This is a genomic window from Pseudoalteromonas sp. US3C1004 (genome assembly GCF_048401065.1).
In the GTDB taxonomy this organism is placed as follows: domain Bacteria; phylum Pseudomonadota; class Gammaproteobacteria; order Enterobacterales; family Alteromonadaceae; genus Pseudoalteromonas; species Pseudoalteromonas undina.
Genome location: NZ_CP183073.1, coordinates 1,727,597 through 1,741,009, shown reverse-complemented (window position 1 = coordinate 1,741,009; position 13,413 = coordinate 1,727,597). Strand labels below are relative to the sequence as shown.

The window sequence follows — 13,413 nt, the reverse complement described above, 5'->3', positions numbered from 1 at the left end:
GCTTAACTTTGTAATTGTTACTCGCTCATACTTTAAAGCTTTCTACTTGCGATTTCATTTGCTTATATAAAGCCGATACATTTTTAGATTGTTGCGTGGTTTGCGATGAAATTTGTTTCATTTGTGCAGATTGCTCTTTTAATGATACTAAATTTCGATTTATTTCGTTAGCCACATGTGACTGCTCTTGTGTAGCTTGTGCGGTTTCAGCCGACATTTGCTGCACTTTTTCAAATGCGTGAGTCAGGCTATTAAAAATGGTAATTACTGAGTCAAAGTTGGTTAAGGTGGTATTGGCATTAGTTTGGCTATTTTTGATTGAATCAGACGACGCTTTAACATTGTCATTTAAGCGTTGGATCATGGTATCAATTTCGTCTGTGCTTTGTTGAGTTCGTGTGGCAAGCGTTCTTACCTCATCAGCTACCACTGCAAATCCACGGCCTTGCTCGCCGGCTCTAGCGGCTTCAATCGCTGCATTTAAAGCTAATAAGTTTGTTTGCTCTGCAATATTACGTATTACTTCAAGAACGGAGGTTATATCGGTAGAGCTACTTTCTAGTTCAACCGAATTCGCTAATGCAGACTTAATATCGTTAGCTAAGTCTTCAATCGCTTTGCTAGACACATCAATAGCTTGAACACCTTGCTTTACCTGCTCGCTAGATATATCGGCTTCCTGCGCTGTATTTTTTGCAAGCTCTGCCATTTGTTGATTGGCCATGTCCATTTCATGACCCGCACTGACTATTGACTCAGAGGCATTAGCAAGTTTTTGGGTTACTTCCATCGCGGTATCAGATACATCATTTAAATCACCCGTTACTGCACCAAGTTGGCTTGATTGCTGCTGAATATTTTTTATTATTGTTTGTAAATGGCTCAAGAAGTTATCAAATTCATTGCTTAAATCAGCTAATTCGTCGTGTGATGTAGTGTTAATACGTTGGGTTAAATCGCCATCGCCAGCGGCTATTTCTTTAATACGAAGGGTAATATTATTGATATTATCGGTTAGCTTTTTCGGAATGTAATAGCCCACACCTAAAGCGACAATAAAGGCAATAATAATCACAATAAAAACAATTTTTTCAAAAAGTTGAATGCTTTGTTGTACGTCTTGTTTTACAGCTCTGGCATGCGTGCGTGCTTCTTCTCCTGCAATATCAAGTATATTTCTTAATTCGTTAAAGCTTTTATCAGCTTTTGCTAAATTATTATCAATTAAAGCGACTTGCTTTGCAGGAGTTGAGTAAATCAAGGCTTTGCTTTGCTCATACCATTGCTGGTAAAGCTGATCGAAGTTGGCATATTTTTGTGTTAGCTGCGGCTCGTCAATTAAATAACTACGGTAACTATGAAAACGACGAATAACTTGGGCTGCGTTTTCTTCAAATATTTTTTGATTTTGTGCTAAATCACCGTGTTGGTTTACTATTTTTTGTTTTGCAAGCCGGGCTTGGTATATATCTCTATCGGCATTTAGTATCTCTGAAATGGCTTCTACATAACGCCCTAAACGCTCAGCCCCCACTTTATCTTGCTGTTGTTTATTAGTATAAGCGCGAAGCTCTTCACCTGCCTGATCCATCATTTCGCGTATTTTTATAAATTCAGGTTCAGATTTATTTAAATCACTTTGCATTTTACCTTGTGAGTGGTTGGTATCAATGAGCGTTTTACTATGATTTACCCATTCATTATACAAAGGCATAAAGTTGGAAAATGAATCATGCTTTGCTAGTAATGCCTCTTCATCTTTTAAATAGGTTAAGTATTTATTAAAGCGATCTTTTACTTGCTCTGCGTTTTCTAAAAACTCTGCTTTATTCTTCTCACTATCACCAGTGGCGCTGAGTAAATTTTCAAGTGCAATACGTGCTTGATATATGTCTCTGTCGGCATTGAGAATAACAGTAACAGCTTCAAAAAAGGTTTCGGTTTGCCTTTTCATAGCGCTGTCTTGTATGTAAGTAATTGAAGCTATGGCAACTAGCAAGCCTGCAAGGATCAATGCTAAAAAAGCAATTGGCAAAATGACTTTGGTTCTAATTGAATTTATTCGCATGTTTCAATCCTTGTTATCTTACTGTATCTAGAGTAGATATTAGTCACATAGTGGTGTTTATGCCAAGCAGGTGGGTAAATTAATTGGGTGTTTTTTATACGCTATAAAATTCGTGTAAACATTACGGCTAATTTTTATTGGTTTTATTATCCTTGCAAGGCATATTCCCTTAAAATATGGCTAATTGGTTCATTTTTATAAAGGAATTCTGCTGTTAATGAATTCTATTCAGGCTAGTGTATTTGGCCGTATCTTTACCCCGCATCGCTTTGTCGACATAAACCCACAAGGTTTAGTATTCAGCAATAAAACACAAACAACCACATTGAGTTGGTGTAATTTAACGTCGCCCATTCGCTATGAGTATGGTGTGCTTGGGCAAACACTGCGCTTTAATACCGACTCTAAGCAGTATCGTATTTGGATGAGGGCATATGGCAGCAATAGGGCATTTAAAGCGCATACTGATATGTTATGGGTTAAAAGCAATATTGCTGTGCTTAATGAGGTGTTGAGTGAAATAAACCAATTTGCTCACACTCAGTTTTTGCGCCAATCATATGTGGCTGATATAAAAAAACGAGTAGATGAGCAATATAAACGCTGGCTACCTTGGATAAAAAGTAGCGATGTTTTAGCAACAGTCAGCACACAAATAAAATTGCTTGAGCAATACAGCCAGTGGAGCGATTCACTCACGCGTTTTTTTCAACATAAATACACTCAATCACAATTAAAGCGCTATAACGATTTTTTTAGTTGTGTTGAAACAAATCCACTCACTGAGCAACAACGCCGAGCTTGCATCATAGATGACGATAATAATTTAGTGCTAGCAGGTGCTGGTACAGGAAAAACCAGTGTGTTGGTGGCCAGAGCGGGCTATTTGGTTAATAGTGGGCAGGCTAATTACAACGATATTTTATTACTCGCCTATGGTAAGCAAGCCGCTTGCGAAATGGATGAACGAATTAAACAAAAGCTGGGCACTGAGTCCATTAAAGCGGCCACATTTCACAGCGTCGGCTTAACCATTATTAGCGAGGTTGAGGGCAAGCCACCTAAAATATCTAAACTCGCTGAAAACGAAAAAGCTAAAATAAAATGGGTTGAAGGATGTTTTGAATCGCTTGCCAATGCTAAACCACAATATGCTAGAGCACTGGTAAATTATATAAATAACACTCTTAATGACGTTAAAGGCGAGTTTAAATTTAGTCCTGCAAAGCCTAATCATATAGCGCTTTTAAAAGAGATAAAATCTGGCGGTCATTTAACCAAGTTAGCTACCTTATTTAGCCAATTAATCAGCGTGTATAAAACCGCAAATATAACACTTGAGAGCGATTCAAAGCAGATACAGCAAGCCTGGAAATTATTAAAGCCGTTGTTAGCCAACTATAACCATTATTTACGCACGCAGGGCGAAATAGACTTCGACGATATGATTATTAAAGCCCTCGATTATGTAAACACTAAAAAGTTTACATCGCCTTGGCGTTATATCATGGTGGATGAATTTCAAGATATATCACCGCTGCGAGCTACACTTGTAAAAGCACTGCGCGATAGTAAATCTAATAGTTCACTGTTTGCAGTAGGAGACGATTGGCAAGCTATTTACCGTTTTAGTGGTGCAGATATGCGACTTACTACCGAGTTTGCCGCACATTTTGGTTTTACAACACAAACTCTATTAGATAGGACCTTTCGCTTTAATAATAAAATTGGCGAGGTTGCCGCAGGCTTTATTATGAAAAACCCAGCGCAGTTAGCTAAAGACATTCATTCAGTTGCAAAGGTGAGTAAGCCCGCTGTTAGCGTGCTAAAAACGCTAAATAGTGGCTCAGCTATAAACAGCAAAATAGCGGAGCTAAACAATGGCGCAATTAAGCATTTACTAAAGGGGATTAAGGGACATTCTGGCAAGTCTGCCACGGTATATTTACTTGCACGATTTCGATTTCAGTTACCTTCACAGGCCGATATAAGTGCTTTACAGCAAGAGTTTTCAGCATTGCATTTTGAGTGTGATACGTTTCATGGCTCAAAAGGCAAAGAAGCCGATTATGTCATTATATTAGCAATGAATGGTGGAGCGTTTGGATTTCCAAGCACTAAGCCAACACCTCAGATTTTAGAAGCGTTATTACCCGCAAAAGATAATTACGCACACAGTGAAGAGCGTCGCTTATTTTATGTAGCGCTCACTCGCGCTAAACATAAAGTGTACATAATAGCTGATGATAACAACCGCAGCTGCTTTGTTGATGAACTTATAAACGAGCATAAAATTGAAGTATTTGAGTTAAAAAATAAAGCGGTTGCTAAAGAGGTTACTCAAGCGTAAACCGCTTAATACCGTAACCAGCATTAAGCGGCTTTTAGCATTCGCTAGCCGGCGACGGGGGTGTTACCAGTTGGTATTTTTTTCATACTTTTTATAAGCATGTAAATACAGGTAGTAATTAAGCAGCCACCTAAGTAAATAAGCACACCATGGCTTTTATCTGAAAAATAGGTAGCCATTAGCGGCCCTAAAACCGAGCCCACACTGTAACTTAATAGCATTATTTCGGTAGCTGAGACTATTTTTGCCATAGGCAATGAGTCACACGCCAGAGTAATGGCAATCGGGTAAAGCGCAAAACTGCATGCACCTAATATAAAATAACTACTTACTAGGGCCGCAAAGCTATTAGCATGTAAAATACCCACCACACTGGCGGTACCAATAAAGCAAAAAATAGCCATTAATAAGCTTTTAATAATGCGGGTTGATAAATAGCTCACTAAAGGCTGAACTAACATGCCACCTAAAATAATCACCGCCATAAGTAAGCCGGTATATTGAGCTTGTTCAGTTTGTGCGGCTATGTAGACCGGTAATAATCCATAAATAGGGCCTAGTAATAACCCCGATACTAAACAGCCTAAAATAGCAGGGCGGCTGAGAGTTTTTAGTTCTTTAAATGGTAGCTTTTGTAAGTTTTGCGTATCAGGTTGTCCTCGGGTAATTAAGAGCGGCGCTAAAATCGCAACAGCTAACAAAGTAATAACAAATAAATAAGGCACAGCATCTGTCGTTCCTAATGGTTTAATGGCAAGTTGACCTACTGCGCTGCCACCGTATAAGGAGGTCATATATAACCCTAAGCGCTTAGCTCGCGCTTTTGCGGTGTTGGCCATTAATAACCATGACTCTACCACCACAAATACGCCAGCAACTGCCATACCAGCCACAAAGCGTGCTATTAACCACATAGTGGCCGTTGGGCTGATCAGCTGGGTGATAACACTAATAATTAATAAAGCTAAAAACCCGATGAAAGCCAACCTATGACCGATTTTTACCACTACGCGCTCTATACATAAAGCACCAATCAATAAGCCTAAATAAAAGACACTGGCAAGCCATGGAGCTAAATCAATATTGATGTTAAAAGCATTGAGTGATAACGGGATCAAGCTCATTAAAAAGCCTGATGCAATAGCAAAAAACGATAAGCCAATAACCGGCGCTAGCGGGTTATTTGATTTACTATCAGCGGTAAGTTCCACCATTAGATTGTTCCGAAAAAGAGGTTAAATAATTGCTGTTTTTAGGGGAGATTGATAAAGCAATTATCTTAAGGAGGTTAATTTTGCGGCGAATTTAGGCTGATTTGACAACGAAGTAAAGAGTTTTTTAATTGCTAAATGAAAATAGTATTCAAAATGTTTTTTTACGTAAATTAAACGCTTACATGCTATTTTTTTGTAGAAGTAAGTTAGCTTTATTGTTTTAAAATTGTTGTATTTTTAAGCGTTGTTTTAAATAAAATAATACTGCTTATAAAACCAAAAAAGCCCACTTTGGGCTTTTTTAGTGCGTTATATTCAACTTATGACAACGGCAAGTTGATGATACAAACCAATCCCAACAATAACATTAAATGGAAAGGTGACACCTAACGAGCTAAGCATGGCTAGGCCAATATCTGCTTTGGGAATAGCGGCTTTTACAGCAGCAGGTGCGGCAATGTAAGAAGCACTCGCCACTAAGCTGCCCAGAATAACCACTGAACCTAATTCTAAATTTAGCAAGGTGCCAACCATAACGCCAATGGTGCCTAAAAATAACGGCGTAATAATGGCGAAGGCAGCCAGTTTCCATTGCTGCCAAGGAAAAGGGCGAAGCGTTTGTGCAGCAACCAAGCCCATTTCGAGTAAAAATAGCGCCAGCACTACTTTAAAGCTACTGGTAAGTAAACTCGTAACTTGGCTACCCTGTTGGGTGCCATACATCATACCGATAATTACACCGCCAACGAGCAAAATCACACTCTTATTGGTAAGCGTTTCGTGCCACAGTGCTTTTAACGATAAGTTGGTGTTTTCGCTGTGTGCTTTGTCGAGCTTACGATACAACAGTAAACCTACAATAATGGCTGGTAACTCAAGCATAACTAGGTACAAGGTAACTTCTGCGCCCACTTCTAATTTAGCCGATTCGGCATACGCTAATGCTACCGCAAATGTACCAGCACTAACCGAACCATAGTGGGCAGCAATGCTGGCGCTATTCGCTACGCTTAGCTTAACAACGTGTTTTAAAATAGGGTATAAAGTGAGTGGAATAAGCCCACCAAGTAACATAACCGAGGCCATTTCTGGGAGTAATTGCCAACTTAAATTGCCATGCAGCACCATGCCACCTTTTAGACCTATGGTAAGCATGAGTAGTAAGCTGAGAGTGTCATACGTCGCTTTGGGAATAGCTAAATCAGAGCGAAGGATACCCGCTGCTAATCCTAAAATAAAAAACATTACTACAATATCAGGCACGCTGTTCTCCTCTTTATTACTAATTTGATTTGTTAAGCGGCGCTATTATAGGCAAATCTTTATATAGTAAATAATAAAATGAATGATAACATCCTATAGATAAAAACCTATGAGGTGCGTATGAATATAAGACAACTTTCCTTCCGACTACTTGAAGTATTTATGAGTGTAGTAAAAACCGGCTCTATAAGCGAAACCGCTCGTGGACTTCATTTGACTCAGCCTACGGTTTCTTTACAAATTAAACGCTTACAAGAAGCGGTAGGTGAACCGTTAATAATTATGCAGCAACAAAAGTTGCAAATAACCGAAGCTGGTATGGCCTTATTTAGGACTTGCCAACAGGTTTTTGGTCATTTTGAAGATTACCAAGATTACTTAGCGGAGCTAAAAGGAGGTGAACGTGGACGATGTAAAATTGCTATGGTTAATACTGCCCAATATATTTTACCTAAATTGTTAGGCCCATACAGTAATGAACATCTGCATGTAGAGCTACCACTTGAAATAGGTAATCGTTCAGCCGTTTTAGCACGCTTTGAACGCGGAGAAGACGATATTTATGTATTTAGTCACCCGCCATCTTTAGAGCATGCCCAGGCTGCTAGATTTCTACATAACCCTTTAGTGTTTATAGTGCCACTAAATCATCCATTAGCCGATAAAACCGCACTTAAACTGGCTGATTTAGTTCCGTATCGTTTTTTATTGCGTGAAACAGGCTCCGCCACTCGGATGTTATTTGAAAGCGAGCTGCAAAGTAGAGGGTTGGTATTAAGTGACAGTGTGCAAATGGCCAGTAATGAAGCCATTAGAGTGGCGGTAGCTTCAGGTATGGGGATTGCGGTGCTTTCTCAGCATGTGCTGCCTAAAGGTGATAATAGCTTTAAAGTGCTTAATGTTACCGACACCACTTTAGCTAGCCATTGGTATTTTGTGGTGCGTACAGACCGACATATATCACACGCTGCACGCAGCTTTTTAAAGTTTGCTGAGCAACACTTAGAGCTGTATTTAGATGAGAAGTGGGTGCGAAATGAGTTAAGAGGGCTTAATTTGAAATAAAAATAAGCCTTAGAGACAATCAAATATTAACTGGTATCAAAGTTGCTTAAGTTATTTCAGTTAAAGAATATAACGATTAAAGCAAAAATGGATTTGAGCCAATGACTTCAATAACCTTTAAAAATCAATATAGTAGTTACAATAATCCCGTTAACAAAGTGGCAAAAACGAGTGACGTTCTGTCAACATCTGCCGCTGCGGCAACAACAAGTACCGCTGAAAACCAAGCACCCCCTAATTTTATCGCTAAACCAGAAGACAAAAGCTTTTTAGAAAATGCCCAAGAGGCATTAATTTATCAACGTTTAGGTGTCGATAAAGAAACTATAGCTGAGTTAAAAGCAGCAATAGAAGCCTTGGCAGAAGAACTAGGAGAGGAAGGGGTTGATGTAGATGCCATAAAAGAGCAGATTGCTGAATTACAAAAAATGTTAGAGCAAGAATTCGAAAAAGGCACGGAGCGAATGGCAATGCAACCAACACATGAAAAAGGCAAGCTAGTAACCGCATTAGCTTAGATAGCGGTATGTTGAAAGGTTATTGACTCCTGTCTTTAAGTAGGTTTTAAGTGATTAACGCACAAAGAGGGCAAACAGACGCTACGCTTTTAGAGAAGTAAATTAAATCAAAACTTTTATCGCTTCTCATTTATTTTTTAAGTTACATCTGTAACCAAAAAACCAAGCAGGGGCTTATAAAAAGCAATAGCATGCCCACACTCAGTAAGTTACCTCTAAAAAGGTTAAAATCATCAAGTATTTTGTGCCACTTATACTTAAATAAATATCTGCCCACAATAATATCTAAACTAAGCATTATTGTTAGCCAAACAAAACCCACATTTAAACAATCTAAGTACGAAATAGGGTTAACCCATGGCAAGGTCAGCCAAGTAATGGCATAAATAATCGCAGTGCCCAAAAGTAAGCTGAGTGTTTTAGCGCGTTTTAGAGCGTAAAATCGATGTAAAATCCTTACTCTAATATTGCCATTAATTATCTCAGCTAAAGCGAGTAATAGGCCAACGGCGAGTGTTTTTAAAAGCATGTAAACCTCCTGGTGCTGATCATGTTAATTATTAACGATGACCTTACCTAATTTATAGCTATAACGCATAAGGTGCTGCTCACCATTTTTAGAGATTAACTATCGTTATCAGTTGTTATTATGTGTCATTTTTTATAAGGTGAACTTTGCTTATAAAAATAACAATAGGAACGCCGTCATGAAAACCCTTGAACAACAGCTCGGCCAGTATGGTTTGTACCATCGCTCTAAACGAAATGTATTAACCCATTTTTTTGGTATTCCACTCATTGTGTTTGCCGCTTTATGCTTACTCGCCCGAATTGAAATTCCTATTGCTAATTTTAGCATTGATGGCGCGCAAATTTTTGTATTAGCCTCTGTGGTTTACTATTTTATGTTGAGCTTTTCGCTTGGTTTAATCATGGGAATTATTTTCACTTTATTACTGGTAGCTGCCCAGCCAATTGCCGCAATGGCATTAATACCTTGGTTGGTAATTGGAGTTGGGGTGTTCGTGTTTGGCTGGATATTACAGTTTATTGGTCATTATTTTGAAGGTAAAAAGCCCGCTTTTGTTGATGATTTAGTAGGCTTAATTATTGGCCCTTTGTATGTCACTGTTGAGCTACTATTTTTAATGGGCTTTTACAAAAACTTAGAACAGCAAGTGAATGAAATAGCGGGTCCAACTAAAGCATAACCAGTCAAAGAATATAAGGTAAACCATGGATTATAATAATAAAACAGTGTGGATCACCGGCGCATCATCAGGTATTGGTGAAGAACTTGCAAAACAATTTGCAGAGCAAGGTGCAAAGGTTATTTTATCAGCGCGAAATATCGATAAACTCAACCAAGTAAAAGACGAGTTAAAAGGCGAGGGGCACCGTGTTATCCCGCTTGATTTATCAAAGCCCGAAATGGTACTGCAGGATGTATCGGAGAAAATAGATAGCTTAGGCCCCATTGATATTTTAATTAATAACGGTGGCGTATCGCAGCGTAGTTTATTTTTAGAAAACGACTTTAAAGTGTACCGGCAACTTATGGAAGTAAATTACTTTGGCTTAATTGCACTCACTAAAGCGGTACTACCTTCAATGGTGGCACGTAAAAGCGGTTCAGTAGTGGCTATTAGTAGCGTGGCAGGCAAAGTAGGCTCAAAGTTTAGAACCGGATACTCAGGCAGTAAATACGCTGTGGTAGGCTTTATGGATTGCTTACGCGCCGAAGTGGCAGAGCACAACATACATTGCTTAACTATTTGCCCTGGCTCAATTAAAACGGCGATTGCCCATAACTCATTAAACGAGCAAGGGGAGGCGCAAAACAAACCTGAGCCTTCAATAGAAAATGGTATGAACGTAAATGTAGCCGCATCAAAAATGCTCACTGCAATCTACAATAAAAAAGACGAAGTTGTAATAGGCCAAGGGTTAAGTGGTTGGGCACCGTTTATAAAACGGTTTTTCCCAGGGTTATTTAATCGCTTAACCGCTAAAATGGAATATAAATAACTAAGTACAGTACTTAAACGCCAGCATTTAGCTGCTTAGCGCAATGCTGGTTCGTGCTTAGCTTTATGGCTGTTTTTGTACCTTCCAAGGTGGGTTTAATCGATTTTCTCCAGCTTTATAGAGTTTAATTTTATTTCCTGAAGGGTCTTTTAAAACCGCTTCCTTCCATAGATACCTTTGCTCTGTGGGTTGCTGTTCGAATACGATCCCCTTTTTACTCAACTGTTGGCACAATTGTTCGAGGTCATCGTTCTCAAAATAAATTACAGAATGATTTTCAAAAAATTTACTCTCTAAAGACAATGAAAATGTAGAGTCACCTTCAGGGCAACTAAAACGTGCATAATGAGGTGTATCAACAATTTGGGTAAAGCCAAGTGTGCGATAAAAACTCACCGCTTCATTCATATCTTTGACTGGCAAAGTTACTTGATTCAGTTTCATTCAAACTCCCACTTCAAAAAATAGATAAATTTATATGGATTTACTCTCGTCCTGGCTCATGTCCCTCATAACGAGGAAGCTGAGCATCTAAGTCTTCCCAATTAGCTTTTGAGGTGATGAAATTATGCGATATTGGTCGCTCTGTTATATCGCAGGTCAACGCGCCTAATCGAAGGCGATATCTTTGAGGAGATTGAGCGTTAGCACTATAAATTGGAGCGCCGCAGGTTTTACAAAAGTACTTACGTTTACCTTCACTACTTTGGTAAAAAGTAAGTGTGCCGTTGTAGTCAGTTAATGTCAGATCGCTGGCATTAATAAATCCATTAGTAGCAAAAGCACTGCCACTGGCCTTACGACAAAGCGAACAATGACAATGAATAATATCAGTAACTTTACCATTAATTGAAAAGTTGATTGAGCCGCATAAACAACTACCTGTGTACATCTGTATTCCTTGATTTAATTATAATTTTTTCATTATATTGCATTTTTTCCAGTAAATTTTTGATGCTTTATGGCTTAATTACACACTTTACTAAAAATGCTTTCCTCGCACTCACAAAATCATCAGCCCTTTAAGATTCTGCTACTTCAAACAATGCATCAACTCTTTTGGACTAGATTAATAATTCCACTAATTAACGTTAATGTAAATAATTGTTTATGCGAGGTTTTAGGTGGGTTATGAGCATAAGTAAGAGAAGGCAATAATGCTATGAGTATAATCAGCTGTGCTCAATTAAAAGCTAGTTACGATGGAGGTTAAGCTAGGGAATTATCTGGTTGGGCTTAAGTGAATTTAAAAAAGATGTTTGTAAGTATTAAAACCCCGCGTTTTTAACGCGGGATTGGTTTGAATTGGTAGGATATATGTTTACTTGGCCTTTTTGGCTTCGAGTGCTTCTATTTCATTCCAGATTTTTTCAGCCTCGTCAGTTAACATCGCATAGCTTTTAATATCGCCTTTTCTTTGTGCTTGCATGCCTTGCTCTAATTTTGCATCGTACTCTTTACGCAATTTTTTGATTGGATCTGGCTTTAAAAATGAAAACATCAACACCCTCGTTCTTTATTAGCTAATTACAGTAACAGTACGCAGTTAAGCTGCAAAAAGTTTGCTGTTACTGTAATTAGATGTATTAAATGACTACTTAGGATCTAGTCGCACAATGCCCTGGCCATCTAATCCAAGGTAAATAGTACCATCATCACCTTGGGCTAGGCTGCGAATACGGCCAATACCTTCAAGTAATTTACTTTGTTTAACGACCTTGCCATCTGCTATTTCTAATACGCTAACAAAGGCGTATTTCATTGAAGCGAGTAAAAATTTACCTTTAAGTTCAGGGTATTTATCACCTTTTACTAGCAACATGTCTGAAGGAGCGATAGACGGTGTCCACTGTAATATGGGCGCTTGCATGCCCGGTTTTTCTGTTAAATCGGTAAACGAGGTGCCGCTGTAGTTAATACCGTAACTCACCACGGGCCAGCCGTAGTTAGTTTTAGGTTTAATCATATTAAGCTCATCGCCACCACGGGGGCCGTGTTCGTGTGCCCAAAATACACTATTGTCACCATCGAACCACATACCTTGTGGGTTACGATGCCCATAAGACCAAACCGCTGGTTTTGCACCTTTTTGGTTTACGAAGGGGTTGTCGGATGGAATTTTACCATCGTCGTGTAAACGATAAATTTTACCGCCATCACGGCCTAAATCTTGTGGATTAATATCTCGGGAGCCGCGGTCGCCAATCGAAAAATACACATAGTTTTGGTTATCAAACACAATACGGCTGCCGTAATGCTGACCTTTTTTAGAGTTATGCTCACCTTTGTATAATTGTTGTGACTCAAGTAGTTGGCTGTGATCGTTACTTAGCTTTGCACGCATAAGTGCGGTGTTACTACCTGCGCCATCGCCTTCACTGCTTGAATAAGTAATATATAGCCATTGATTATTAGCAAAATCAGGGTGTAGCTCTAAATCAAGAAGCCCGCCTTGGCCGTTGGCATCTATTTTTGGTAGCCCAGTGATTTTAGTTAAGCTGGTGGAGTTATTGCGAAGTAAATAAAGGATACCGCTGCGCTCGGTTATTAATAAGTCACCGTTTGGCAGAGCCTCAATAGCCCACGGAATTGAAATTCCTTGGGCAACAGTTACCGATTTTACATTAAGCGCTAATTTATCCAATTCTTTAAAATCAACTGCATAAGTACTGAGGCTGGTGAGCCCCGAAAGTGCAAATGCACAACTGATTTTGGCAAGTGTAGAAAATTTTTTACGCGTTGTTACTTTGTTCATAATGGCTTCCAAAATTAACTAAATTTTAACTACCTTAGCACGCTATTTATCATGGTGTTAAGTATTTGGGATAAGTACAAGTGCACGCAATTTAATCGTTCTCCATTGGGTACTTAAGCGTTGTTAACCTTTAAATACCGCTCTAGAAAAAT

Annotated in this window: 13 protein-coding genes; 5 read left to right on the top strand and 8 right to left on the bottom strand. The window is 38.9% G+C overall.

The annotated features are described in order from the left end of the window. Positions 1-25 precede the first annotated feature (25 nt). Complete coding sequence (locus tag ACNSN3_RS08100; protein ID WP_418606958.1) at positions 26-2,068, bottom strand: methyl-accepting chemotaxis protein; 2,043 nt, start codon at positions 2,066-2,068, stop codon at positions 26-28. 217 nt (positions 2,069-2,285) lie between these two features. Here ACNSN3_RS08100 and helD point away from each other — a divergent pair, with 217 nt between their 5' ends. After that, a complete protein-coding gene (gene helD, locus ACNSN3_RS08095) occupies positions 2,286-4,418 on the top strand; it encodes a DNA helicase IV (RefSeq protein WP_418606955.1) in 2,133 nt (710 codons plus the stop codon). 44 nt (positions 4,419-4,462) lie between these two features. Here the strand turns inward: helD and ACNSN3_RS08090 are convergent, their stop codons facing one another. Beyond that, a complete protein-coding gene (locus ACNSN3_RS08090) occupies positions 4,463-5,632 on the bottom strand; it encodes an MFS transporter (RefSeq protein ID WP_418606954.1) in 1,170 nt (389 codons plus the stop codon). Positions 5,633-5,947: 315 nt separating this feature from the next. After that, entirely contained in the window at positions 5,948-6,895 is a 948-nt protein-coding gene (locus tag ACNSN3_RS08085; RefSeq protein ID WP_075169114.1) for a sodium-dependent bicarbonate transport family permease, read from the bottom strand. Positions 6,896-7,015: 120 nt separating this feature from the next. Here ACNSN3_RS08085 and ACNSN3_RS08080 point away from each other — a divergent pair, with 120 nt between their 5' ends. After that, positions 7,016-7,960, top strand: a complete 945-nt coding sequence (locus ACNSN3_RS08080) for a LysR family transcriptional regulator (RefSeq protein WP_054201069.1) — start codon at positions 7,016-7,018, stop codon at positions 7,958-7,960. A 101-nt stretch (positions 7,961-8,061) separates the two neighbouring features. Beyond that, positions 8,062-8,478 carry a hypothetical protein gene (locus ACNSN3_RS08075; protein WP_054201068.1) on the top strand — a complete coding sequence of 139 codons (417 nt, stop codon included), beginning with the start codon at positions 8,062-8,064 and terminating at the stop codon, positions 8,476-8,478. Positions 8,479-8,620: 142 nt separating this feature from the next. Here ACNSN3_RS08075 and ACNSN3_RS08070 read toward each other — a convergent pair whose 3' ends face one another. Next, a complete protein-coding gene (locus ACNSN3_RS08070) occupies positions 8,621-9,007 on the bottom strand; it encodes a hypothetical protein (RefSeq protein ID WP_054201067.1) in 387 nt (128 codons plus the stop codon). 178 nt (positions 9,008-9,185) lie between these two features. Between ACNSN3_RS08070 and ACNSN3_RS08065 the strand changes: the two genes are divergently transcribed. Together ACNSN3_RS08065 and ACNSN3_RS08060 are read left to right on the top strand one after the other, a co-directional pair. Beyond that, entirely contained in the window at positions 9,186-9,689 is a 504-nt protein-coding gene (locus ACNSN3_RS08065; protein WP_054201066.1) for a DUF962 domain-containing protein, read from the top strand. A gap of 25 nt (positions 9,690-9,714) precedes the next feature. Continuing rightward, positions 9,715-10,506, top strand: coding sequence for an SDR family oxidoreductase (locus ACNSN3_RS08060; protein WP_054201065.1), 792 nt, complete (start codon positions 9,715-9,717; stop codon positions 10,504-10,506). Between the two features lie 63 nt (positions 10,507-10,569). On the opposite strand, the gene ACNSN3_RS08055 is transcribed toward ACNSN3_RS08060, so the two are convergent. The 4 genes from ACNSN3_RS08055 to ACNSN3_RS08040 form a co-directional block, all read right to left on the bottom strand. Continuing rightward, positions 10,570-10,950, bottom strand: coding sequence for a VOC family protein (locus tag ACNSN3_RS08055; RefSeq protein ID WP_054201064.1), 381 nt, complete (start codon positions 10,948-10,950; stop codon positions 10,570-10,572). Positions 10,951-10,990: 40 nt separating this feature from the next. Then, a complete protein-coding gene (locus ACNSN3_RS08050; RefSeq protein WP_054201063.1) occupies positions 10,991-11,398 on the bottom strand; it encodes a GFA family protein in 408 nt (135 codons plus the stop codon). 429 nt (positions 11,399-11,827) lie between these two features. After that, positions 11,828-12,007, bottom strand: a complete 180-nt coding sequence (locus ACNSN3_RS08045) for a DUF6435 family protein (RefSeq protein ID WP_010390276.1) — start codon at positions 12,005-12,007, stop codon at positions 11,828-11,830. A 93-nt stretch (positions 12,008-12,100) separates the two neighbouring features. Beyond that, entirely contained in the window at positions 12,101-13,261 is a 1,161-nt protein-coding gene (locus ACNSN3_RS08040; RefSeq protein WP_418606950.1) for a PQQ-dependent sugar dehydrogenase, read from the bottom strand. Between the last annotated feature and the right edge of the window lie 152 nt (positions 13,262-13,413).

Bases quoted from the DNA above. Each gene is read 5' to 3' on its own strand.
- ACNSN3_RS08100 (WP_418606958.1), bottom strand. From the start codon at position 2,068: ATGCGAATAAATTCAATTAGAACCAAAGTCATTTTGCCAATTGCTTTT.
- helD (WP_418606955.1), top strand. From the start codon at position 2,286: ATGAATTCTATTCAGGCTAGTGTATTTGGCCGTATCTTTACCCCGCAT.
- ACNSN3_RS08090 (WP_418606954.1), bottom strand. From the start codon at position 5,632: ATGGTGGAACTTACCGCTGATAGTAAATCAAATAACCCGCTAGCGCCG.
- ACNSN3_RS08080 (WP_054201069.1), top strand. From the start codon at position 7,016: ATGAATATAAGACAACTTTCCTTCCGACTACTTGAAGTATTTATGAGT.
- ACNSN3_RS08075 (WP_054201068.1), top strand. From the start codon at position 8,062: ATGACTTCAATAACCTTTAAAAATCAATATAGTAGTTACAATAATCCC.
- ACNSN3_RS08070 (WP_054201067.1), bottom strand. From the start codon at position 9,007: ATGCTTTTAAAAACACTCGCCGTTGGCCTATTACTCGCTTTAGCTGAG.
- ACNSN3_RS08065 (WP_054201066.1), top strand. From the start codon at position 9,186: ATGAAAACCCTTGAACAACAGCTCGGCCAGTATGGTTTGTACCATCGC.
- ACNSN3_RS08060 (WP_054201065.1), top strand. From the start codon at position 9,715: ATGGATTATAATAATAAAACAGTGTGGATCACCGGCGCATCATCAGGT.
- ACNSN3_RS08055 (WP_054201064.1), bottom strand. From the start codon at position 10,950: ATGAAACTGAATCAAGTAACTTTGCCAGTCAAAGATATGAATGAAGCG.
- ACNSN3_RS08050 (WP_054201063.1), bottom strand. From the start codon at position 11,398: ATGTACACAGGTAGTTGTTTATGCGGCTCAATCAACTTTTCAATTAAT.
- ACNSN3_RS08045 (WP_010390276.1), bottom strand. From the start codon at position 12,007: ATGTTTTCATTTTTAAAGCCAGATCCAATCAAAAAATTGCGTAAAGAG.
- ACNSN3_RS08040 (WP_418606950.1), bottom strand. From the start codon at position 13,261: ATGAACAAAGTAACAACGCGTAAAAAATTTTCTACACTTGCCAAAATC.